The organism is Streptomyces alboflavus (assembly GCF_000716675.1).
Taxonomy (GTDB): domain Bacteria; phylum Actinomycetota; class Actinomycetes; order Streptomycetales; family Streptomycetaceae; genus Streptomyces; species Streptomyces alboflavus.
In genome coordinates, this window is sequence record NZ_JNXT01000018.1 from 36290 (window position 1) to 57749 (window position 21460).

Below are 21460 nucleotides of genomic sequence, written 5' to 3' on the forward strand. Positions count from 1 at the left end.
TCGCCCCGCGACGGGTGACTACTTGTCCTTCGCGGCGTTTTCCCTGTTCAGGTAGTTGTAGACGGTGAAGCGGCTGACCCCGAGGGCGCCCGCCACGGTCTCCACGCCATGGCGCACGGAGAACGCGCCACGGGCCTCGAGTATCCGTACGACCTCCTGCTTGGCCTTGCGGTCGAGCTCCGCGAGGGGCTTGCCGCGCTTGCGCTCCAGGGCGAGCAGGATGTGGTCGAGGGAGTCGGCGAGCTGCGGCAGACGCACCGCGACCACGTCCTCTCCCTCCCAGGCGAGCACCACGTCGTCGGGGCCCGCCTCACCGGGCGGCAGCATCTCCCCGCCCATGGCGTCCACCAGCGGCTTGACGGCGGTCGCGAAGGGGTCGTCCCCGAAGGCGGTCACCGCGCGACCTCCCCGGGCGCGGTCCGCTCGCCCGGCTCCGCGATCACATTGACCTGGAGCGAGACGCGGGTGGCGCCGGCGCCAAGGGACCGGCGCAGCATCGCGTCGACGGCCGTCAGGACCGCGTCGACGTCGCCCTCGGCGGTGTTGCCGAAGGGGCCGACGTCCACGGCGTCGAGGTCGGCGCCCTGGATGACGTCGCGGGCGGCCAGGGCGTGGGGCGGCGCCTCGTCGAGGTCGAAGGGCTCGGTCGTGAACTCCACTCTCAATCGCACGGCGCCAACCTAACGCGGCCTCTCGTTTTTCCGGCAGCCCCTCTTGACAGCTTCCGCGGATCGGATGCAGTCTTCCATCAAGCAGAAATGAACTTCCGCAATACGGAAGGAGCGCGGAAGCCCCATGGGATACTCCGACCAGCGCTTCAATGTGAACCTGTCGATCCTCTTCACCGAGCTCCCGCTCCTGGAGCGGCCCGCGGCGGCCGCGAAGGCCGGTTTCGGCGCGGTCGAGCTGTGGTGGCCCTGGGTCGACGCCCCCACCCCCGAGCAGTCCGAGCTCGACGCCCTGAAGAAGGCGATCGAGGACGCGGGCGTGCAGCTGGTGGGCCTGAACTTCTACGCCGGACAGCTGCCGGGCCCCGACCGCGGCGCCCTGTCGATCCCGGGCGAGGAGAGCGAGAAGTTCCGCGCGAACCTCGCGGTGGCGGCCGACTTCGCCAAGGCGCTCGGCTGCACGGCGCTGAACGCCCTGTACGGCAACCGCGTCGACGGGGTAGACCCGGCCGTCCAGGACGAACTCGCCCTGGAGAACCTGGTGTTGGCGGCCCGTGAGGCCGACCGCGTGGGCGCGATCCTGCTGATCGAGGCGCTCAACGCCCCCGAGTCGCCCAAGTGCCCCATCGTGAGCGCGCCCAAGGCGATCGAGATCGTCGACAAGGTGAACGCCGCGACGGGACTCGGCAACGCCAAGTTCCTCATGGACCTGTACCACCTCTCCATGAATGGCGAGGACCTGCCGTCGGTGATCGAGCAGTACGCGGCCAAGACCGGCCACGTGCAGATCGCCGACAACCCCGGCCGGGGTGCGCCCGGCACCGGCTCGCTCCCCCTCGAAGGCCTCCTCGACCAGCTCAGGAAGGCCGGTTACGAGGGGTGGGTCGGCCTGGAGTACAAGGCGGGCGACCGCCCCAGCGCCGAGTCGTTCGGCTGGCTGTCCTGACCGCTGACACAGAAACACCGAGCAAGAGAGGTTCCCTCATGAGCACGCTTCCCAAGGTCGCCTGGATCGGACTCGGCATCATGGGATCGCCCATGTCCGAGAACCTGATCAAGGCGGGTTACTCCGTCACCGGCTTCACCCTGGAGCAGGACAAGCTGGACCGCCTCACCGCCGCGGGCGGCACCGCCGCCAAGTCGATCGCCGAGGCCGTCAGGGACGCCGACGTCATCGTGACGATGGTGCCCGCGTCGCCGCAGGTCGAGGCCATCGCGTACGGCCCGGACGGCATCCTGGAGAACGCGCGGTCCGGCGCGCTGCTCGTCGACATGTCGTCGATCACGCCGCAGACCTCCGTCGACCTGGCCAAGGCCGCCAAGGACAAGGGGATCCGCGTCCTGGACGCCCCGGTGTCCGGTGGCGAGGCCGGTGCCATCGAGGCCGTGCTCTCCATCATGGTCGGCGGCGAGCAGGACGACTTCGACGCGGCCAAGCCGCTGCTCGAAGCGCTCGGCAAGACCATCGTGCTGTGCGGCCCGCACGGCTCGGGCCAGACGGTGAAGGCCGCGAACCAGCTGATCGTCGCCGTCAACATCCAGGCGTGCGCCGAGGCCGTGGTCTTCCTGGAGAAGTCGGGCGTGGACCTGACGGCGGCCCTGGACGTCCTGAACGGCGGCCTCGCCGGTTCGACCGTCCTGACCCGCAAGAAGGACAACTTCCTGAACCGCGACTTCAAGCCGGGCTTCCGCATCGACCTGCACCACAAGGACATGGGCATCGTCACGGACGCCGCCCGCAACGTCGGCGCAGCCCTGCCCGTCGGCGCCGTGGTCGCCCAGCTCGTCGCCTCCCTGCGCGCGCAGGGCGACGGCGGCCTCGACCACTCCGCGCTGCTCCGCTCCGTCGAGCGCCTCTCCGGCGCCCAGCTCTGAGCACGGCCCCAGTGCCTCTCCGGCGCCCAGCTCTGAGCACCGGCACAAGGCCGTAGAGCACCCCAGACTTCCGGGCCGCGGTGGCGTTGACACCTGTCCTGTCGCGCCCAGACGCCGCCGCGGCCCGGAACCCTCCCCCTTCTCATCAACTTCAACAAACTGTTGACGTAGCAGCTCAGGGGTCCTTACGCTCCCCATCACGTCAGCAGCCACAGCACGGAAGGCCGACCCACCACCATGTCGCAGCGTGTGCTCACGACCGAGTCCGGCGCTCCTGTCGCCGACAACCAGAACTCCGCCTCCGCCGGTGTCGGCGGCCCGCTGCTCCTCCAGGACCAGCACCTGTTGGAGAAGCTCGCCCGCTTCAACCGCGAGCGGATCCCGGAGCGCGTCGTGCACGCCCGCGGCTCGGGCGCCTACGGCTACTTCGAGGTGACCGACGACGTCACCGCGTACACCTGCGCCGACTTCCTCGGCGCGGTGGGCAAGCGCACGGAGACCTTCCTGCGGTTCTCCACCGTGGCCGACAGCCTCGGCGGCGCGGACGCGGTCCGCGACCCGCGCGGCTTCGCGGTGAAGTTCTACACCGAGGAGGGCAACTACGACCTCGTCGGCAACAACACCCCGGTGTTCTTCATCAAGGACCCGCTGAAGTTCCCCGACTTCATCCACTCGCAGAAGCGCGACCCGTTCACGGGCAAGCAGGAGCCGGACAACGTCTGGGACTTCTGGGCGCACGCCCCCGAGGCCACGCACCAGGTCACCTGGCTGATGGGCGACCGCGGCATCCCGGCGTCGTACCGCCACATGAACGGCTACGGCTCGCACACCTACCAGTGGACGAACGCCCAGGGCGAGGCCTTCTTCGTCAAGTACCACTTCAAGACGAACCAGGGCATCCGCTGCCTCTCCGCCGAGCAGGGCGCCGAGCTCGCGGGCAAGGACGCCAACTCCCACCAGACGGACCTGCTCCAGGCCATCGAGCGGGGCGTGAACCCGTCCTGGACCCTGCACGTGCAGATCATGCCGGCGGCGGACGCGGCGAACTACCGCTTCAACCCCTTCGACCTCACCAAGGTGTGGCCGCACAGCGACTACCCGCTGCAGCGCGTGGGCCGCCTGGTCCTCGACCGCAACCCCGACAACGTCTTCGCCGAGGTCGAGCAGTCCGCGTTCTCGCCGAACAACTTCGTGCCCGGCATCGGCCCTTCGCCCGACAAGATGCTCCAGGGCCGCCTGTTCGCCTACGCCGACGCGCACCGCTACCGCCTGGGCGTCAACCACACGCAGCTCGCGGTGAACGCCCCCAAGGCCGTACCCGGTGGCACCGCGGACAACTACGGCCGCGACGGCCTGATGGCCACCAACGCCTACGGCCGCGACCGCAGGAACTACGAGCCGAACTCCTACGACGGCCCCACCGAGACCGGCAAGCCCCTGTCGGCCCCGCTGGCGATCAACGGCCACACCGGCACGCACGAGGCCCCGGCCCACACCAAGGACGACGACTTCTTCCAGGCGGGCGAGCTGTACCGGCTGATGTCGGCCGACGAGAAGTCCCGGCTCGTGGCGAACATCGCGGGCGGACTCTCGCAGGTCTCCCGCGACGACGTCGTCGAGAAGAACCTCGCCCACTTCCACGCCGCCGACGCCGACTACGGCAAGCGCGTCGAGGAGGCGGTCCGCGCCCTGCGCGACAGCTGAGGTTCGCGAACCCCAAGGCTGCGCAGGGGACTTGACGGGAGGTCGGTCCCCTCGCGCGCAGGCCCGCACCGCCGTGGACCCGGATGAGGGGTGGTCCCACGGCGGGCGGGACGACGAGGACCGTGGCGGCTCGGTGCGAGCCAGTGCGGTGGTGAAGGTCTTCCGGCACGTCTTCGACCTGAGAAGGCGCCGCCCGGAGGCTGTCGCCCGCGCCGCCGCGGTCCCGGCACCTCGCCTGCTGCCTTGGCTTCCCCCTGATTCCGCCCGGCGGCGCGTATGCATGTTCCGCCAGTCGCACGCCGTCGGGCGGCAGCAACTCCCGGTCCCCGGAGCGCACACGTGCTCCGGGGACCTCGGCGTTCCCGGGGGGAGCGGTCAGAGGGGGGCGCTCAGCGCACCTTCTCCCCCGCCGCCAGCTTCGCGACCATCCGTTCCAGGCGCGCGGCCCGGGTGCGCTCCGTCCGCGCTGTCTGCAGCCGCAGGATCACCAGGAACCGGTCCGTCTTGCCGAGCCCTTCGTACGTCCGGGCGGCCCGGGGCTCAGCGGCCAGCGCGGCCGCGAGGTCGTCGGGCACGCTCGCCTCCGCCTGCGGGTCGTACGCGGCGTCCCAGCGGCCGTCCGCCTTCGCCGCCGCGATCTCGGCGAGGCCGCGCTCGCGCACCCGGCCCGCGGCGAGCAGCGCCTCCACGCGGTCGATGTTCCGCTTCGACCAGGTGCCGCGCGGGCGGCGCGGGGTGATCTTCTGCAGGAAGTACGTGTCGTCGTGGCGGCGCCGCTGGCCGTCGATCCACCCGAAGCACAGCTCCAGGTCGATCACCTCGTCGGTCGTCACGGAGGGCACGCCCGACGCCTTCTTGGCCAGCTTCAGCCAGATGCCGGGGCTGTCCTCGTGATGCGCGTCCAGCCACTCCTCCAGCGCGCCCCGGTCGGCGAACGTGCGCACCGGGAGCCCGTCGAGCGTCTCCAACGTCTCCATGCCAGGACTCCTTCGATCCGTACGTACGTGCCTCCCGCCACGGTATACGGCCCCCTCCCCCGCACGGCGGAGACGGTCCGGCGTCCGGGCTGACGAACTCCGCCGACGCGGGCGGAAGAGTAACTGTCATGACGACGACAGCAGTTCACGAGGCCGACATCCGCACTGGTGCGGGCAGCGACACGGGATGGGGCCTCGCCTCGGACACGGGTACGGACACGGGGACTGGGACACGCGCGGCTACGCCTACCGGCACCGAGCGTCCCGTCCCCCGCTGGGCCGAGCGCGTCGCCCACGCCATCCCGCTCGTGCTGCTCGCCCAGTGCGTGTGGCGGCTCCCCTTCGCCTTCGGGTTCGACATGGGCACCGGCACGGGGTCCATCGGCAGCCTGTGGATCTCGGTGCCGTACATCTTCACCCTGAGTCTGCTCACGGAGGCCCTCGCGCTGCTGAGCTTCGGGCTCGTGCGGGGCTGGGGCGAGGTCGTGCCCGCCTGGGTCCCGCGGCTCGGCGGGCGGCGGCTCAACCGCTGGGCCGCGGTGGTGCCCGCGACGCTCGGCGGCCTCGGCGCGACGGCCCTGTTCGGGCCCTTCACGCTGGGCGCCCTCGGCCTCGGTGTCTCCTTCGAGGAGTTCGACAGCGGCTTCTGGGAGTTCCTGTTCCGGGCCTGCGTCCTGCCGGTCGGCCTGTGGGGCCCGCTGGTCCTCGCCCTGACCGTCCACTACTTCGTACGACGCGGCCCGTCCGCCGCGCGGGCCGCGATCCCCGCCGTGAACACGTCCACGGAGAACCCGAACCGCGTGTCGGCGTCGTCCTGAGCCAGCTCCGCGAGCCGCGCGAGGTGCGGCAGCCCGTCGGCGTCGGCCGTACGCAGCCACGGCGGCGGGTGGGCCTGGAGGTCGGCCGGGTCGAGAGCGGCGGGCGGGCGGTCCCGGGGCCCGTCGTCGAACTCCACGAAGCCCACGACCAGGCGGATCGTCTCCATGCAGGCGCGGTAGGCGTCCGCCAGGGTGAGGCCGACCGCCTCGAAGAAGCCGATCAGGGCATCCACGTTGCGGAGCATCACCGGGTGGGTCGCCAGGGTGATGTTCTCGCTCAGGGCCAGGGTGGCCATGCCGGGGTGGCGGCGGTAGTGGGCGCGCAGGTCGGCGCAGAAGGCCCGCAGGTCGGCCCGCCAGGCCTCCGGGGCCGGGTCCAGGGCCGGTGGCCGCCAGGCCGCCTGGAACACCTCGGCGGCGACCGTGATCAGGTCGCGGCGGTCGTCGACGTAGTTGTACAAGGCGCGCGGGGAGACGCCCAGTTCGGCGGCGAGCGACCGCATCGTGAGGGCGGCGGAGCCGTGCCGCCCCAGGAACGCGAGAGCCGCCTCGCCGACGCCCTGCCGGGTCAGGGTCGCCCGGCCCTTGCGATGGGTGGGCCGCTGCCGTGTGGTGCCGCTCATGCCCCGAGGCTAACCGCCCGCCCCCTCCCCCCTTGAACTTCACACACGTTGACTTTAAGGATCGGGCAGGCCAAGGTGGCCCGGGTAAGGCTTGCCTCACTCGACTTGGAGCCGTCGATGCCCCGTCTCTCCGGGCTCGCCATGGACCTCGGCCCGCTGCGCGAAAGCCGCGACTTCCGGCTGCTGTACGCGGGCTTCCTCGGCGCCCTGATCGGCACCCTGATGACCGGGGTCGCGGTGGCGGTGCAGGTGTACGACCTCACCGGCTCGTCCCTGCACATCGGGCTCGTCAGCCTCGCCCGCGCGCTGTCCATGGTCGTGGGCGTCCTCGTCGGCGGCGTCCTCGCCGACCGGATGGACCGCCGCGCCCTGATGATCGTCACACGCCTTCCGCTGACCCTCGTCGCGGGCGCGCTCGCCGCCAACGCCCTCGCCCCGGAGCCCCAGTTGTGGCTGATCTACACGGCCACCGCCACGACGGGCCTGCTGGCGGGCCTCGGTGGGCCCGCCATGCTGGCCGCGATCCCGGCCCTCGCGGGCACAGGACGCCTCGCCGCCGCGGGCGCGCTGCTCTCCGGCTCCACCCAACTCGCCGCCCTCATCGGCCCCGCGGTGGGCGGCGCCCTGATCGCGGGCCCCGGACTCGCCGCGTGCTACGCCGTCGACGCGGCGGGCTTCCTGGTGTTCACGGCGGCGCTGTTCTTCGTCCGGCCGCTGCCGGTGCCCGCGGGCGGCGGCGCGTCCGGCAAGGGGGTGCGGCAGGCGTTCGGCTCGCTCGCGGACGGGTTCCGCTTCGTCCGGCGGCACCGGCTCGTCCTCGGGCTGCTCCTGATCGACGCGGCGGCGATGGTCTTCACGATGCCGCAGGCGCTCTACCCGGCCCTGGCCGACGAGCGGTTCGGGGGCGGCGCGGCCGTCGTCGGCCTGCTCTACGCGGCGCCCGCGTGCGGGGCCCTGGTGGGCGCGGCGACCAGCGGCTGGACGGCCCGCGCGGGCGGGCACGCGCTGATCGGCGCGGTCCTGCTGTGGGGCGCCGCCCTCACCGGCTTCGGCGCCAGTTCCTGGCTGCCGCTGGCCCTGGTGCTCCTCGCCCTCGCGGGCTTCGGCGACCTGATCTCCGAGACGCTGCGCTCGGCGCTGCTCCAGCACGGCACGCCGGACGAACTGCGGGGCCGTGTCAGCGGGTTGTGGATGGCCCAGGCGACGGTGTCGCCCGCGCTCGGCAACGCGGCGGTCGGCTTCCTGGCCGAACTGACCAGCGCGGGCACGGCGGTGACGATCGGCGGCCTCGTCTGTGTCGGGGCCACGGTGACGGTGGCGGTGGCGTTCCCGTCGCTGCGGCGGGCGCGGCTCGGCTCCGACCCGGCCCTGACAGACGGCGGCGTAAGCGAGAAGGCCCCCGCCCCAGAGCCGAACTCCGGTGCAGGGACCTCCTCTTGAGCCGTCCGAAAGTTACGCCTTGAGCGTCTTGATCGAGCTCGGCGCGTGCCACGGCTCCGTGGCGATCTCCTCGAACTCGGTGACATCGCTGATGTCCGCCGTGCGGCTCATGGAGATGTTGGTGATCCGCTCCAGGATCGCCTCGACGACGACCGGCACCCGGTACTCCTGCGCCAGCTTCTTGGCCTCCTCGAAGGCGGCGCCGAGGTCGGCCGGGTCGGTGACGCGGATGGCCTTGCAGCCAAGCCCCTCGGCGACCTTGACGTGGTCGACGCCGTAGACGCCGAGCTCCGGGGCGTTGATGTTCTCGAACTCCAGGTTGACCTGGAAGTTGATGTCCAGACCGAGCTGGGCCTGGCGGATCAGGCCGAGGTAGGAGTTGTTCACCAGGACGTGGACGTAGGGGATGCGGTGCTGGGCGCCCACGGCCAGTTCCTCGATCATGAACTGGAAGTCGTAGTCGCCGGAGAGGGCGACGACCTGGGCGTCCGGGTCGGCCGTGGCGACACCGAGCGCGGCCGGGATGGTCCACCCGAGCGGCCCCGCCTGCCCGCAGTTGATCCAGTGCCGCGGCTTGTAGACGTGCAGCATCTGGGCGCCGGCGATCTGGGAGAGCCCGATCGTGGAGACGTACCGCGTCTCGGGGCCGAAGGCCTTGTTCATCTCCTCGTACACGCGCTGCGGCTTGATCGGGATGTCGTCGAAGTGCGTGCGGCGCAGGAGCGTGGACTTGTGCTCCTGGCCCCGGGCGATCCAGGCGCCCCGGTCGGGCAGCTCACCCGCGGCCTTCAGCTCCTTGGCGACCTCGACGAAGAGTTCGAGGGCGGCCTTGGCGTCGGACGCGATGCCGTAGTCGGGCGCGAAGATCTTGCCGATCTGGGTCGGCTCGACGTCGACGTGCACGAACTTCCGGCCCTCGCGGTACACGTCCAGCTTGTAGCCGGTGTGGCGGTTGGCCCAGCGGTTGCCGATGCCGAGGACGAAGTCGGACTCCAGGAAGGTCGCGTTGCCGTAGCGGTGCGAGGTCTGCAGGCCGACCATGCCGGCGTTCAGCTCGTGGTCGTCGGGGATGATGCCCCAGCCCATCAGGGTGGGGATGACCGGAGTGCCCGTCAGTTCGGCGAACTCCACGAGGAGTTCGCTGGCGTCGGCGTTGATGATGCCGCCGCCAGCGACGATCAGCGGCCGCTCGGAGTTCACGAGCATGCCGATGGCCTTCTCGATCTGGGCGCGGCTCGCGGCGGGCTTGTAGACCGGCAGCGGCTGGTACGTCTCCGGGTCGAACTCGATCTCGGTGAGCTGGACGTCGATGGGCAGGTCGATGAGGACCGGGCCCGGACGGCCGGAGCGCATCAGGTGGAAGGCCTGCTGGAAGACGCCGGGGACCTGCGCGGCCTCCAGGACCGTGACGGCCATCTTGGTGACCGGCTTGGCGATGGAGGCGATGTCGACGGCCTGGAAGTCCTCTTTGTGGATCACGCTCGTGGGCGCCTGGCCCGTGATGCACAGGATCGGGATCGAGTCACCGATCGCGGAGTAGAGGCCGGTGATCATGTCGGTGCCCGCGGGACCCGACGTACCGATGCAGACACCGATGTTGCCCGGGTGGGTGCGGGTGTACCCCTCGGCCATGTGCGAGGCGCCCTCGACGTGGCGGGCGAGCGTGTGATCGACGCCGCCGCCTTCCTTGAGCGCCTTGTAGAAGGGGTTGATCGCGGCCCCCGGCACACCGAACGCGTGGGTGACGCCCTCGCGCTTGAGGATCTCGACTGCCGCGCGGGCAGCGGTCATACGAGCCATTGAGTTCTCCTGCTTCGGCTGACGAAGCCACGGTCACCGTCGCGCCCCGCGATGAGCCGTGCCTTCCGGTGCTGCTTCCGCGCCGTGGCCCGCCTCGCGACGTTTTCCACATTGCGGAAATTATGTTCTGCTATATGGAAGCAATGTAAGGGGGTGCGCCAGGGCCGTCAAGGGATTCCGGGACAAGCGGGGCCCGCGAGGGCGCGCCTGGAGCTCAAAATGGCGTATCGGCGCGGTCACCTTCCGTACGACGATGAGCTCCGTACCATGGGGAGCTTCGTACGGTGGGCGGCTCCGGCGATGGGCAGCTTCGGCGGCCGACGGGCGGCGGAGCGGACGGGCAGCGGTGAGGGTCATGGCGAAGGACGGCGTTCTGGTGCGGTGCCCGGTGTGCCGCCACGAACAGGCCTACGCTCCTCCGGCGTTCCCCTGCGTCTGCGGCAAACCCGTCGTACCCCCCGTCCGGCACGGCGCCGCCGTCCCGCTCACGCACCGGACCGGCGCGGACGCCTGGGTGACGGTGCGGTGTACGGCCTGCGGGCGCTCGGCGGACTGGCCGCGGCCGGAGCTGGGGTGCGCGTGCGGGACGGTGCTGCGGATAGTGGTGGCGTCGGACGAGGCGGGCGAACCTCCGGCGCGCGGCGACAGCGGACCTGCCGGGACCGACACCGAAGCCCCGGCGCACGACGACAGCGACCCCGCCGGGACCGGGGCGGACGGCCACCCCTCCCTCACCCCGTCCCACATCCCGCTGCCACGGACCGCGCCCACGCCCCGGCCCGCCTTCCGCCCCCTGCCCGTCCGCAGCGCCGGGGACGCGGTGGCCACGGCGGCCCTCTATCTGCGCTGGCTCGGCTACGAGGACGTGCGCGAGGCGGGCCCCGACGAGGAGCGCCCGCCGTCCGGCACGCGGCTCGCGGCGCTCGGTGTGCTCGCCCAGGTCGAGCCCGCCGTGCGGGAGACGTCGCTGCGGGACGTCGAGTGCGCGTGGCTGACCGCCATGGCGCTCTCGGTGACCTGCGTGTGCTTCGCGCTGTGCGACTTCACGCCCGCGGCCCGCGACCGCGCGGACGAGCTGGACGTGGCCCTGTTCCGCATCGACCTGTCGGGCACCCCGGAGCCCCTGAACGGCGCGGCGGACGAACTGGCGGCGACGGGCGCCTGACCCGGTGTGCCGGACTCAGCCGAACCGCTCCCGCAGCTCCACCTTCCGCACCTTCCCCGACACCGTCATCGGGAAGCTGTCCAGGAGCCGCAGCCCCGCCGGGACCTTGTAGTGGGCGAGCCTGCCCGCGCAGAAGCCCTGCAGCTCCTCCAGCGTCAGCGTCTCCTCGGGGTCGCGCAGGATGACGCAGGCCAGCGGCACCTCTCCGTACCGCTCGTCCGGCACCCCGACCACCTGTACGTCGGCGATCTTCGGGTGGGCGTACAGGAACTCCTCGATCTCGCGCGGGTAGATGTTCTCGCCGCCACGGATGATCATGTCCTTGATGCGGCCGACGATCTGGACGTACCCGTCCTCGCGCATCACCGCGAGGTCGCCCGTGTGCATCCAGCGCCCGGAGTCGATGACCTCGGCGGTGCGCTCCGGCTCCTGCCAGTAGCCGAGCATGACGCTGTACCCGCGCGTGCACAGCTCGCCGGACTGCCCGCGCGGCAGCGTCACCCCGCTCACCGGGTCGACGACCTTCACCTCGATGTGCGGCAGGACGCGGCCCACCGTGCCGGTGCGGCGCTCCAGGTCGTCGTCCATGCGGGTCTGGAGGGAGACGGGCGAGGTCTCGGTCATGCCGTAACAAATGGACACCTCCGCCATGTGCATCTCGGCGACGACCCGCTTCATGACCTCGACGGGGCACGGCGACCCGGCCATGATGCCGGTGCGCAGCGACGACAGGTCGTACGTGGCGAAGTCGGCGAGGTTCAGCTCGGCGATGAACATCGTCGGCACGCCGTACAGGGAGGTGCAGCGCTCGCGCTCGACGGCGTGCAGGGTCGCCACGGGGTCGAACGACGGCGCCGGGATCACGACGCAGGCGCCATGCGAGGTGGCGCCGAGGTTGCCCATGACCATGCCGAAGCAGTGGTAGAAGGGCACGGGCAGGCACACCCGGTCCTGCTCGCCGTAGCCGATGGTGCGCCCCACCCAGTATCCGTTGTTGAGGATGTTGTGGTGGGAGAGCGTGGCCCCCTTCGGGAAGCCCGTGGTGCCCGAGGTGTACTGGATGTTGACCGGGTCGTCGCAGCTCAACTCCGCCTCGCGGGCGGTGAGTTCGGCCACATCGACAGACCGGCCCGCGGCCAGGAGCGCGTCCCACGACGGGTCGGCGATGTAGTGCGCGGCCCGCAGGTCCGGACACTCGCCCCGGACCTCCTCGACCATCGCCCGGTAGTCGCTGGCCTTGTGCTCCTTGCTGGCGACGAGCAGCGAGACGCCCGACTGCTTGAGCACGTAGGCGAGTTCGTGCGCGCGGTACGCCGGGTTGATGGTCACCATGATGGCGCCGACGCGCGCGGTGGCGTACTGCACGAGCACCCACTCGGCGCAGCTGACCGCCCAGATGCCGACCCGGTCGCCCTTGCCGACCCCGGAGCCGATCAGGCCGAGCGCCAACTCCTCGACAGCAGCGCTGAATTCGGCGTACGTCCAGCGGGCACCTGCCGCGACGTCGACGAGCGCGTCCCGGTCCGGCCAGGCGGCGACGGCGCGGGCGAGGTTCTGCCCGATGGTGTCGCCGAGGAGGGGGGTCTTGCTGGTGCCGTGCGCGTACGAAAGCGGCGTGCCCGAAAGCGGCGTGCTCACCGGAAGTCCTCCTCGCGGTACTCGGCGCCGGACCCCTTGGCCGTCGCCTCGCGCAGCTCGATGCGGCGGATCTTGCCCGACACGGTCTTGGGCAGCGCGCCGAACTCCAGGCGGCGCACCCGCTTGTACGGGGCGAGCACCGACCGGGAGTGCTCGAACAGCAACTTCGCCGTGTCCGGCCCCGGTTGATAGCCCTCGGCGAGCACCACGTACGCCTTCGGCACGGCCAGGCGCACCGGGTCCGGTGCGGGCACGACCGCCGCCTCGGCCACCGCTTCGTGCTCCAGGAGCGCGCTCTCCAGCTCGAACGGCGAGATCTTGTAGTCGGACGCCTTGAAGACGTCGTCGGACCTGCCGACGTAGGTCAGATAGCCGTCGGCGCCGCGCGCGCCGATGTCGCCGGTGCGGTAGTAGCCGTCCGCCATGGCCTCCGCGGTGCGCTCCGGGTCGCCGTGGTAGCCCGTCATCAGGCCGACCGGGCGCGCCGACAGGTCGAGCGCGATCTCGCCCTCGTCGGCGCCCGGCGCCCCGGTGACCGGGTCGAGCAGTTCGACGGCGAAGCCGGGCGTGGGGCGCCCCATGGAGCCGGGGCGCAGTTCCTGGCCGGGGGTGTTGGCGACCTGCACGGCGGTCTCGGTCTGCCCGAAGCCGTCCCGGATGGTCACCCCCCAGTCGCGCCGCACCTGCTCGATGACCTCGGGGTTCAGCGGCTCCCCCGCCGCGACGACCTCACGCGGCGGCGTCCGCAGCTGGGTGAGGTCGGCCTGGATGAGCATCCGCCACACGGTGGGCGGCGCGCAGAAGCTGGTGACGCCCGCCCGGTCCATCTCCCGCATGAGGCGGCCCGCGTCGAAGCGCGTGTAGTTGTGGATGAAGACGGTCGCCTCCGCGTTCCACGGCGCGAACAGGTTCGACCAGGCGTGCTTGGCCCAGCCGGGCGAGGAGATGTTCAGATGCACGTCGCCCGGCTTGAGGCCGATCCAGTACATCGTCGCCAAGTGGCCCACGGGGTACGACACATGGGTGTGCTCGACGAGCTTGGGCCGGGCGGTGGTGCCGGAGGTGAAGTACAGCATCAGGGGGTCGTCGGCGCGGGTGACGCCGTCGGGGGTGAAGTCGGCGGGGGCGGTGTCGACGCCGTCGTAAGGGATCCAGCCCTCGGCGGCCTTGGCTCCCTCCCCTTCCCGGTCCCCGACCACGATCCGGGTGTACTCCCCCGGCACGTCCGTGAACTTCGCGACGTCCTCGGCCCGCACCACCACGTGCCGGGCCCGGCCGCGCTCGATGCGGTCGCTGAGGTCGGCGGCGCCGAGCAGCGGCGTCGCCGGGATCACCACGGCCCGCAGCTTCATCGCGGCGAGCGCGACCTCCCACAGCTCGGCCTGGTTGCCCAGCATCACGACGATGCGGTCCCCGGCGCGGACGCCGAGCCCGCGCAGCCAGTTGGCGGCCCGCGCGGAGCGCCGCGCGAGCTCCGCGAACGAAAGGCGCGTCTCGTCGCCGTCCTCCTCGACGATGTGCAGCGCCGTGCGGTCGTTGCCGTCCGCGATGACGTCGAACCAGTCGATCGCCCAGTTGAAGTGCGCGGGCCGGGGCCAGGCGAAGCCCTCGTACGCGGCCCGGTAGTCCTCCCGGTGACGCAGCAGGAAGTCCCGCGCCGCACGGAACTCCTCCGTGCCGCCACCCGCTCCGGTCGCCGTCATCCGCACCCCTCGCATTCCGCTCGCATTCCGCTGACCGCCGCTCGTCCGTACCATCGTGTAATTCGTGATGCAGGTCTCACTACCCCCGAACGGGGGTGGTGTCCCGCGAGGGCGGCGGACATCACGGCGGACATCAGGTGCACGGGGCCGGAAGCTGAGGGAGCGGGCGCGTGGGTGCTGCGGACGGCGGCGAGGCGGCGGACGTACGGGCCGCGCTCCTTCGGCTGCGTCGCGGGACGGGCCTTCCTGTGGCCTTCGGCGGCCTCGTGACCGGCGCGGACGGCACCGCGCGGGTACGGATCGCCGAACTCAGCGGCACCGCCACGCACTCCCTGAACGGCCTCGCGATCCATGTGGGCACCGGCCTCGGCGGCAAGGCGGTCGCCCTGGCCCGCCCCTGCGCCGTCGCGGACTACGGCGCGTCCCGGCAGATCAGCCACGAGTACGACACCGCCGTCGCCCTGGAGGGCCTGCGGGCGGTGCTCGCCGTGCCGCTGGTGGTACGCCGCCGGGTCCGCGGCCTGCTGTACGGCGCCCTGCGCACCGCGCAGCCCCTCGGCGACCGGGCGCTCGCGGCAGCCGTGGCGGCGGCCCGGGACCTCGAACAGGCCCTCGTCGTACGGGACGAGGCGGCCGCGATGCTGGCGGCGGCCCGGGAGGCGGCCGCCGAGATGCCCGCGCGGGGGTACGGCGCCGGGGACGCGGCGTGGGAGCGGGTGCGGGAGGCGCACGGGGCGCTGCGCGCGCTGGCCGCGCGCATCGGCGATCCCGCGCTGCGGGCGGAACTGCTCGCGGTGTGCGGGACGCTGACGGACGCGGCCGCCGACTCCCCCGGCCCTGACCCCGGCCCCGGCGTGCGGCTCGCCCCGCGCGAGGTGGACGTGCTTGCCTGCGTGGCCGGAGGCGTCACCAACGCGGCGGCCGCCGAACGCCTGGGCCTGCGCCCGGAGACGGTGAAGGGCTATCTGCGGTCGGCGATGCGGAAACTCGGCGCGCACACGCGGTGGGAGGCGGTGGTGGCGGCGCGGCGGGCGGGGGTGCTGCCGTAGCCCCGGGGCGGGGCGGCCGAGGGGGACCGAGTGGGCCGGGGCCGGTCGGTGCACCGTGGCCGGTCGGTGCACCGTGGCCGGTCGGCGCACCGTGGCCGGTCGGCGCCTTCTGTGCTGATTCCGCTGCCGGATCCCGGCACAGCGGGGTTCAATGACGCGTACACGACCCTGTGGGGTCTGACGGCGTCGGCGGCGCGCACCTGGTTCGCCCGGTCGGACCGCAGGCTGGCGATGATCGGCGGGGCGGGCGGCTGCACGATGATCGGCCTCGGGGTGACGGCGGCGCTGACGGGCCGCGCGGACTGAGGCGGCCCCCAGCGGGACCACGGGCTTACTTCGGGGCGACGATCCCGAACCCGATGTCGTACGAAGGCGCCTCTGCCGCGAGGATCCGCGCCGTCGACTCCGCCTCGGCGGCGACCTCCCCGCGCTGCGCCTCGGTGAGCTTCCCGAACGGCTCGACGGTGACCGTCACGGCACCGTCCTTGGCCTCCTCCAGACGCCACAGCCCGGCGAGGTATCCGTCCACCAGGAAGGTGCAGTGGGCCTGGTTGCCCGTCCAGGTGCGGTCCTTGTGCGCGAGCGCCACGACGCGGGTGCGGTCGGCGTGGGACAGCAGGAGGTTGTCGAACTCGGGCAGGAAACGGGGCGGGGCCGGGGTCTCGGGGTCGGGCCGTGGCGCGTCGGGCAGGTCGAACAGCTCGACTCCGTGCTCGTCGCGGAACGTGCGCAGCCCGGGGCGCAGCCGCTCGAAGGCGGCGCGGAGCCGGGTCAGACCGGCCCAGGTCTGCATGTCCTTGACGGAGGCGGGCCCGAAGGCGGCGAGGTAGCGCAGGACGGTGTCGTCGGGCGCGGGCGCTTCGGCGAGGGGGCGGCCGAGCCAGTGCTCGGCGGTGGTGAGGGCGACCTGCCCGCTGCGGCGCCACAGGCCGCGCGGGGTGACCTGGACGAGGGGAAGCCGGGCGCGGGCGGCGATGCCGAGGGACTGCGGGTCGGCGTCCGGCCAGTGGCGCAGCAGTTCGGCGCGGATCTGGGCGAGGGTGCGGGGCTCCTCCTCGACGTACGCGCGGGCGAGCGCGGCGAGCCGGTCCAGGTCCACGCCGGTCAGACCGCCCCGGAACATCCGCAGCTCGCGGTCGATGGCGGCCTGGGTGAGGGGCCGCAGGGTGAGGAGGTCGGCGGCGGTGAGGGTGTGCACGGTGGACCGCATGGTGACGGCGCGGACCGCGGCGCGCTCCGCCATCAGCCCGGAGAGCTCCATCGGGTCGAACTCCGCGAGGCGCGCGGCGAGCGCGAAGTACGGCGGCTTCACGTTCTGCGCCTGCAGCCCGACGAGATGGGCCACGGCCGCGCCGGCGCCCATCGGGGCCCGCTCCAGGAGGAGCTGCCGGGCGAGGGTGGCGCGGTTGAGGGCCTGGCGGGTGAGGACGGGGGCGGCGGCCGGGGTCTTCGTCATGGTCCGCACGCTAGCGGGGGTTGCGGACAGATACGGCCCGCAAGGGGTGGCCCGCCGTTCCCGCCGACATCCGTCGCACCGGCGCCATCTGCCGCATATATCCTGCTCCGGGCATGTCCGGAGCAGATTCCACGCGTGCCGGGCCGACGTCGGACGACCATGGGAAAGGCTGCCGGTGACTCCGGAGCGACGACCACACCGCCCGCAGCAGCCGCGCAAGCACGCGTGGCGGCGGGCGTCCTCCCAGTCCGCGCAGGGCACGCCGCCGCCCGCCGACACCCCGAACCACCACCCGGAACGGGACCCCGCGCCGACGGCACCGGCCGACCCGAGCGTGGTGGAAGCGGCGCTGTACCGCGACGGCGTCCGCGTCTCCTCCCCCGGCTCCCTGGCCGACACCTTCCGCGAGCTGCGCGCGCAGCCCGACGGCATGGCGTGGATCGGCCTGGCCCGCCCGACCGAGCAGGAACTCCTCTCCCTTGCGGCCGAGTTCGACCTGCACGAGCTGGCCGTCGAGGACGCGATGGAGGCCCACCAGCGCCCCAAGCTGGAGCGGTACGGCGAGACGCTGTTCGTGGTCCTGCGGGCGGCCCGCTACCTGGACGCCCCCGAGGAGGTCGACTTCGGCGAGCTGCACGTGTTCGTCGGCGCGGACTTCGTCATCACGGTCCGGCACGGCGCGGCCCCCGACCTGTCGGCCGTACGCCGCCGCATGGAGAAGACCCCGGAGCTGCTGCGCCTCGGCCCGGAGGCGGTCCTCTACGCCATCCTGGACGCGGTCGTCGACGGCTACGCCCCCGTCGTGTCCGGCGTCCAGAACGACATCGACGAGATCGAGACGGAGGTCTTCGGCGGCGACCCGACGGTCTCCCGCCGCATCTACGAACTCTCCCGCGAGGTCGTCGAGTTCCAGCGCGCGACCCGCCCCCTGGTGAGCATGCTGCACGCCCTCATGGCGGGATTCGCGAAGTACGGCACGGACGAGGAACTCCAGCGCTACCTCCGCGACGTAGCCGACCACGTCACCCACACCAGCGAACGCGTCGACGGCTTCCGCCAGGCCCTCACCGACATCCTCACCGTCAACGCCACGCTGGTCACACAGCAACAGAACGCGGAGATGCGGGCGCTGGCGGAGGCGGGCTTCGAGCAGAACGAGGAGATCAAGAAGATCTCCGCCTGGGCCGCCATCCTCTTTGCACCCACACTCGTTGGAACTGTCTACGGCATGAACTTCGAGGCCATGCCTGAGCTGGCTTGGAGCCTCGGATACCCGTTCGCAGTCGGCTTGATGGCGGTGGTTTGCGTAAGTTTGTACGCCGCCTTCAAGCGCCGGGACTGGCTATAGGAGGCGGCTGGCCCCTCATGCGCAGCACACTCGGTTTGCTCCTGCACCTCCCGCGTGAAACGGCCATATGGGGCACTGGGGGGTCCCTGGGGAGAAGTGATGCGAGTGATCTCGTCTACTTACCTCCAGCAAGCCTCTGAGCAGGACTTTTACCCTCCTGCAGCCGCTGGGGAGAATCCGGGGAGAATGGGCTGACGATCAAGGTCCTGCGTCTGCGGCTTCGGGTCTGTCGCGCTTCCCGCTCAGCATCTCGCCGGTCGCCCGAGTCAGACGGACTCGCGTCGCCGGGCCGCTCGCCACGCCGAGGGGCTGGTGCCGAACTCCTCGCGGAACCATCGGGAGAAGACGCTCGGAGCGGTGAAGCCGAGCAGTTCCGCGACCTGGGTGAGCGGGCGGCTCTGGTTGCCGACGTACTGCTGGGCGAGCTGGACGCGCACGGCATTGAGCACGGACGAGAACGTCGCCCCCGACCGGGCCAGTTGCCGGTGCACGGTCTTGCGATCGACTCCGAGGCTGCGAGCGACTCGGTGAAGTGAGCAGCGTCCGGTGGGAAGGAGCGCCTCGATGAGTTCCCGGATGCGGTCGACGTCTGCTTCGGGGCGAGGGGCGGCGATCGCTTCGAGGTACTGCCGCGCGTACGGCCTCAACAGGGGGTCGGACAGTTTGTTGGGGGCATCGAGGTCGGCGGCGTAGAAGACGATTCCGTTGAACTCCTGCCCGAAGCGGATCGCGGGCCCAAGGATGCGGTGGTGGGTGGTCGTGTCGGCGGGTGCGTCGCGGGAGAGCAGGGCCGTGACCGGTTTCCAACCGCTGCCGACGAGGCTCTGGAGGTAGCGGTGGACGGCGCCGACGAGCAGCTCGGTGGTCTGGCGGCCGTGGCCCGCATCGAGGGCGAGGTGGATGGTGGCGAGACCGTTGGCTTCGGTGAGCCTGCTACGGAGCGCCTCGTTGTGCAGGTGCTGGTAGCGCATGATCACTTCCAGCGCGCTGCGGACGTCCGGCTCCTCGCGGGCGGCAAGGCTGATGGGGCCCAGGGTGGCGAGGCGCCGGCTTTCGGCGAGCCTGAGGCCGAAGTCCTCGCAGCCCGTTGCCGCCGCTGATTGTTCGAGCAGTTCGGCCGCCACGTCCGCCGGTATCCAGGAGCTGTGGGTCGCGAGGTCGGAGGCGTCCAGGCCCACCGAGGCCAGCAGCCGCAGTGGATCGGCGCCCAGCGAGCGGACCAGGTCGACGTAGCCGTTGAGCACGGCGTTGCGCACCAGGTATTTCACTCGGCCGAGCTTCGCCACGGTGCCACATATTGTCAAGTGACCTGCCACATCCTGCAAAGCATCTGCCGTCGTCGCGACCTACGCTGCGGACACCCGCGACGGAGCGGGCGTGCGAGTGGAGGTGCGTATGCAGCGCAGAACGCCGTGGCGGAGCAAGCCGCCGTTGGTCCTGGACGCTTCCGGCTCGGCAGCGCATCTCGTCTCCCGGCGGTACGCCTGGTTCGTGCTTCTGATGCTGATCGCACTGGCGGCCACCGACTACATCGACCGGCAGATCATCGTCTCGACCTTCCCCTACCTGAAGAAGGAGTGGGGGCTGTCCGACGCGGAGCTGGGGGCCCTGGTCTCGGTGGTGTCCGTTGCGATGGCCGTCTTCACGCTCCCCGCCGCCCGTCTCGCGGACCGGTGGGGACGGGTGAAGTCGATCGCGGCGATGGGAACCGCGTGGAGCCTGGCGGCACTCGGGTGCGCCGTCGCGGGCAACTACGCGCAGCTTTTCGTGGCCCGGGGACTGCTCGGGGTGGGCGAGGCCGGCTACGGGCCGGCAGGCGGGGCTCTGGTGTCCAGCTACTTCCCCCAGCGGCTGCGGGCGACGGTACTGAGTCTGGTCATGGCGGCCGGCCCGCTCGGAACGGTGCTGGGTGTCGTCCTCGGCGGCGTGATGGCCGAGCGGTGGGGCTGGCGGGTGACGCTGGGCGCCTTCGGCCTGCCCGGGTTGCTGCTGGCCCTGCTCTTCCTGATGATTCGCGACTACCGGATGCCCACTGCGGCGGACCGGAGCGAAGCGGCTCCCGCGGCTTCCCCGGCGGCCGCTGTCCCCGGACTGCGCGCGACCCTCGGCGAGCTGTTCCGGTCCCGGACCGCCGTCTGGTGCTACCTGGGCGGGGCGCTCAACCTGATCGTGCTCTCCGCCCTGTACTCCTGGCTTCCCAGTTACCTGGGCCGCGCCTACGGCCTGTCCTCGGCGGAGTCCGGCGCGAAGGCCGCGCTGGTGATCCTCGCCGGCGTCGTCGGGGCCGTCGCCTTCGGCCACCTGGCGGACCGGTGCGGCAGGACACGTCCACGCCGGCGGCTGATGGTCCCCGCCGTGGCGGCCGTGGCCACCTGCGGCCTGCTGACCGCCGGCTTCGGTGCCCTCCCGCCGGGCGCGGCGCAGTTCGCACTGGTCCTCGCCGCCGGGCTCCCGCTCGCCGCCGCGATCGGTACGACCCCTGGGGCCGTGGTGGACGTGGTGCGTCCCTCCGTGCGGGCCACCGCCCTCGGCATGGTGGTCCTCGTCCAGAACCTGCTCGGGCTGGCCGTGGGGCCTGTGCTCACCGGGTTGCTCTCGGACGCCTTCGGCCTGCAGACGGCGCTGGCCGTGATCCCCCTGTTCTGCCTCGCCGCGGCCGCCGCCTTCTGGCTCGGCTCGCGGACCTACGAGAACGACCTCGCCGCCGTGTCCGGCGGCGACCCGGCAGCGACGCCGGAGACCTCCGACGAGATGGAGCTGAACCGATGACCACATCCACCGAGTCCGCCACGGAGCGGCCGCCGACCCCGGTCGTGGACCAGATGCGAGCCCTGGGCGCCTGGAACCCGCTGTGGGACGGACTGCACGAGATGGATCCGGCCTGGACCGAGCAGTTCATGGCCATGGGCATGCAGCCCTGGCGCAGCGGGGTGCTCGAGCCGAAGTTCATCGAACTGCTGTGCATCGCGATAGACGCCTCGGCCACCCACATGTACGCCCCAGGGGTACGCCGGCACATCCGTACGGCACTGGACCTCGGCGCCACCCGTGAGGAGATCCTCGAAGTCCTCAAGCTGACCACGCTGGTCGGCATCCACGCCTGCAACATCGGCGTCCCGCTCCTCGTCGAGGAGCTCGCGGCGCGCGAGCAGGGCGCTGTGCAGGACTGACGGCACCCCTGCCTCCGAACCACCCA

General features: G+C 71.8%; 19 protein-coding genes and 1 pseudogene. 11 read left to right on the top strand and 9 right to left on the bottom strand.

What is annotated here, in order from left to right; all coding sequences use genetic code 11:
- Positions 1-18: 18 nt before the first annotated feature.
- On the bottom strand, positions 19-396 hold the full coding sequence (locus OO63_RS15640) for a helix-turn-helix domain-containing protein (protein WP_030360136.1): 378 nt from the start codon (positions 394-396) through the stop codon (positions 19-21).
- Positions 393-671: a YkoF family thiamine-binding protein gene (locus tag OO63_RS15645; protein ID WP_078619154.1), complete on the bottom strand. Its 279-nt coding sequence runs from the start codon at positions 669-671 to the stop codon at positions 393-395. The genes OO63_RS15640 and OO63_RS15645 overlap by 4 nt, the downstream gene beginning before the upstream one ends.
- A gap of 124 nt (positions 672-795) precedes the next feature.
- On the opposite strand from OO63_RS15645, the gene OO63_RS15650 reads away from it, so the two are divergent.
- The 3 genes from OO63_RS15650 (at position 796) to OO63_RS15660 (ending at position 4247) form a co-directional block, all read left to right on the top strand.
- Positions 796-1614 carry a TIM barrel protein gene (locus tag OO63_RS15650; protein WP_030360134.1) on the top strand — a complete coding sequence of 273 codons (819 nt, stop codon included), beginning with the start codon at positions 796-798 and terminating at the stop codon, positions 1612-1614.
- Between the two features lie 38 nt (positions 1615-1652).
- Complete coding sequence (locus OO63_RS15655) at positions 1653-2543, top strand: 2-hydroxy-3-oxopropionate reductase (RefSeq protein WP_030360133.1); 891 nt, start codon at positions 1653-1655, stop codon at positions 2541-2543.
- A gap of 237 nt (positions 2544-2780) precedes the next feature.
- A complete protein-coding gene (locus OO63_RS15660; protein ID WP_030360132.1) occupies positions 2781-4247 on the top strand; it encodes a catalase in 1467 nt (488 codons plus the stop codon).
- Positions 4248-4636: 389 nt separating this feature from the next.
- Here the strand turns inward: OO63_RS15660 and OO63_RS15665 are convergent, their stop codons facing one another.
- The gene (locus OO63_RS15665) at positions 4637-5224 is read right to left on the bottom strand and encodes a YdeI/OmpD-associated family protein (RefSeq protein WP_030360131.1); all 588 of its coding nucleotides are present in this window, start codon (positions 5222-5224) and stop codon (positions 4637-4639) included.
- A gap of 128 nt (positions 5225-5352) precedes the next feature.
- On the opposite strand from OO63_RS15665, the gene OO63_RS15670 reads away from it, so the two are divergent.
- On the top strand, positions 5353-6042 hold the full coding sequence (locus OO63_RS15670) for a hypothetical protein (RefSeq protein WP_234311275.1): 690 nt from the start codon (positions 5353-5355) through the stop codon (positions 6040-6042).
- Here the strand turns inward: OO63_RS15670 and OO63_RS15675 are convergent.
- The gene (locus OO63_RS15675) at positions 5946-6665 is read right to left on the bottom strand and encodes a TetR/AcrR family transcriptional regulator (protein ID WP_051810912.1); all 720 of its coding nucleotides are present in this window, start codon (positions 6663-6665) and stop codon (positions 5946-5948) included. The genes OO63_RS15670 and OO63_RS15675 overlap by 97 nt on opposite strands.
- A gap of 117 nt (positions 6666-6782) precedes the next feature.
- Between OO63_RS15675 and OO63_RS15680 the strand changes: the two genes are divergently transcribed.
- Positions 6783-8105 (top strand): MFS transporter, encoded by a 1323-nt coding sequence (locus OO63_RS15680; RefSeq protein ID WP_234311274.1) that lies wholly within the window; start codon positions 6783-6785, stop codon positions 8103-8105.
- 12 nt (positions 8106-8117) lie between these two features.
- Here the strand turns inward: OO63_RS15680 and gcl are convergent, their stop codons facing one another.
- Positions 8118-9896, bottom strand: coding sequence for a glyoxylate carboligase (gene gcl, locus OO63_RS15685; RefSeq protein WP_030360127.1), 1779 nt, complete (start codon positions 9894-9896; stop codon positions 8118-8120).
- 364 nt (positions 9897-10260) lie between these two features.
- Here gcl and OO63_RS15690 point away from each other — a divergent pair, with 364 nt between their 5' ends.
- Complete coding sequence (locus tag OO63_RS15690; protein ID WP_030360126.1) at positions 10261-11070, top strand: hypothetical protein; 810 nt, start codon at positions 10261-10263, stop codon at positions 11068-11070.
- Between the two features lie 15 nt (positions 11071-11085).
- On the opposite strand, the gene OO63_RS15695 is transcribed toward OO63_RS15690, so the two are convergent.
- Together OO63_RS15695 and OO63_RS15700 are read right to left on the bottom strand one after the other, a co-directional pair.
- A complete protein-coding gene (locus OO63_RS15695; RefSeq protein WP_030360125.1) occupies positions 11086-12708 on the bottom strand; it encodes an AMP-binding protein in 1623 nt (540 codons plus the stop codon).
- Positions 12705-14411, bottom strand: coding sequence for an AMP-binding protein (locus tag OO63_RS15700; protein ID WP_030360124.1), 1707 nt, complete (start codon positions 14409-14411; stop codon positions 12705-12707). The genes OO63_RS15695 and OO63_RS15700 overlap by 4 nt, the downstream gene beginning before the upstream one ends.
- A 170-nt stretch (positions 14412-14581) precedes the next feature.
- On the opposite strand from OO63_RS15700, the gene OO63_RS15705 reads away from it, so the two are divergent.
- Both OO63_RS15705 and OO63_RS15710 read left to right on the top strand, forming a co-directional pair.
- The gene (locus tag OO63_RS15705; protein WP_030360123.1) at positions 14582-15460 is read left to right on the top strand and encodes a helix-turn-helix transcriptional regulator; all 879 of its coding nucleotides are present in this window, start codon (positions 14582-14584) and stop codon (positions 15458-15460) included.
- Between the two features lie 165 nt (positions 15461-15625).
- A pseudogene (locus OO63_RS15710) lies at positions 15626-15766 on the top strand (LysE family translocator); the annotation flags it as partial.
- Positions 15767-15791: 25 nt separating this feature from the next.
- Here the strand turns inward: OO63_RS15710 and OO63_RS15715 are convergent.
- The gene (locus OO63_RS15715; RefSeq protein ID WP_030360121.1) at positions 15792-16916 is read right to left on the bottom strand and encodes a winged helix DNA-binding domain-containing protein; all 1125 of its coding nucleotides are present in this window, start codon (positions 16914-16916) and stop codon (positions 15792-15794) included.
- Between the two features lie 169 nt (positions 16917-17085).
- Between OO63_RS15715 and OO63_RS15720 the strand changes: the two genes are divergently transcribed.
- Positions 17086-18264, top strand: a complete 1179-nt coding sequence (locus OO63_RS15720; protein ID WP_397622167.1) for a magnesium and cobalt transport protein CorA — start codon at positions 17086-17088, stop codon at positions 18262-18264.
- A 266-nt stretch (positions 18265-18530) separates the two neighbouring features.
- Here OO63_RS15720 and OO63_RS15725 read toward each other — a convergent pair whose 3' ends face one another.
- A complete protein-coding gene (locus OO63_RS15725; protein WP_030360119.1) occupies positions 18531-19532 on the bottom strand; it encodes an AraC family transcriptional regulator in 1002 nt (333 codons plus the stop codon).
- Positions 19533-19659: 127 nt separating this feature from the next.
- On the opposite strand from OO63_RS15725, the gene OO63_RS15730 reads away from it, so the two are divergent.
- Complete coding sequence (locus OO63_RS15730; protein WP_063750411.1) at positions 19660-21033, top strand: MFS transporter; 1374 nt, start codon at positions 19660-19662, stop codon at positions 21031-21033.
- A complete protein-coding gene (locus OO63_RS15735) occupies positions 21030-21434 on the top strand; it encodes a carboxymuconolactone decarboxylase family protein (protein ID WP_030360117.1) in 405 nt (134 codons plus the stop codon). Before OO63_RS15730 ends, OO63_RS15735 begins: the two co-directional genes overlap by 4 nt.
- Positions 21435-21460 lie beyond the last annotated feature (26 nt).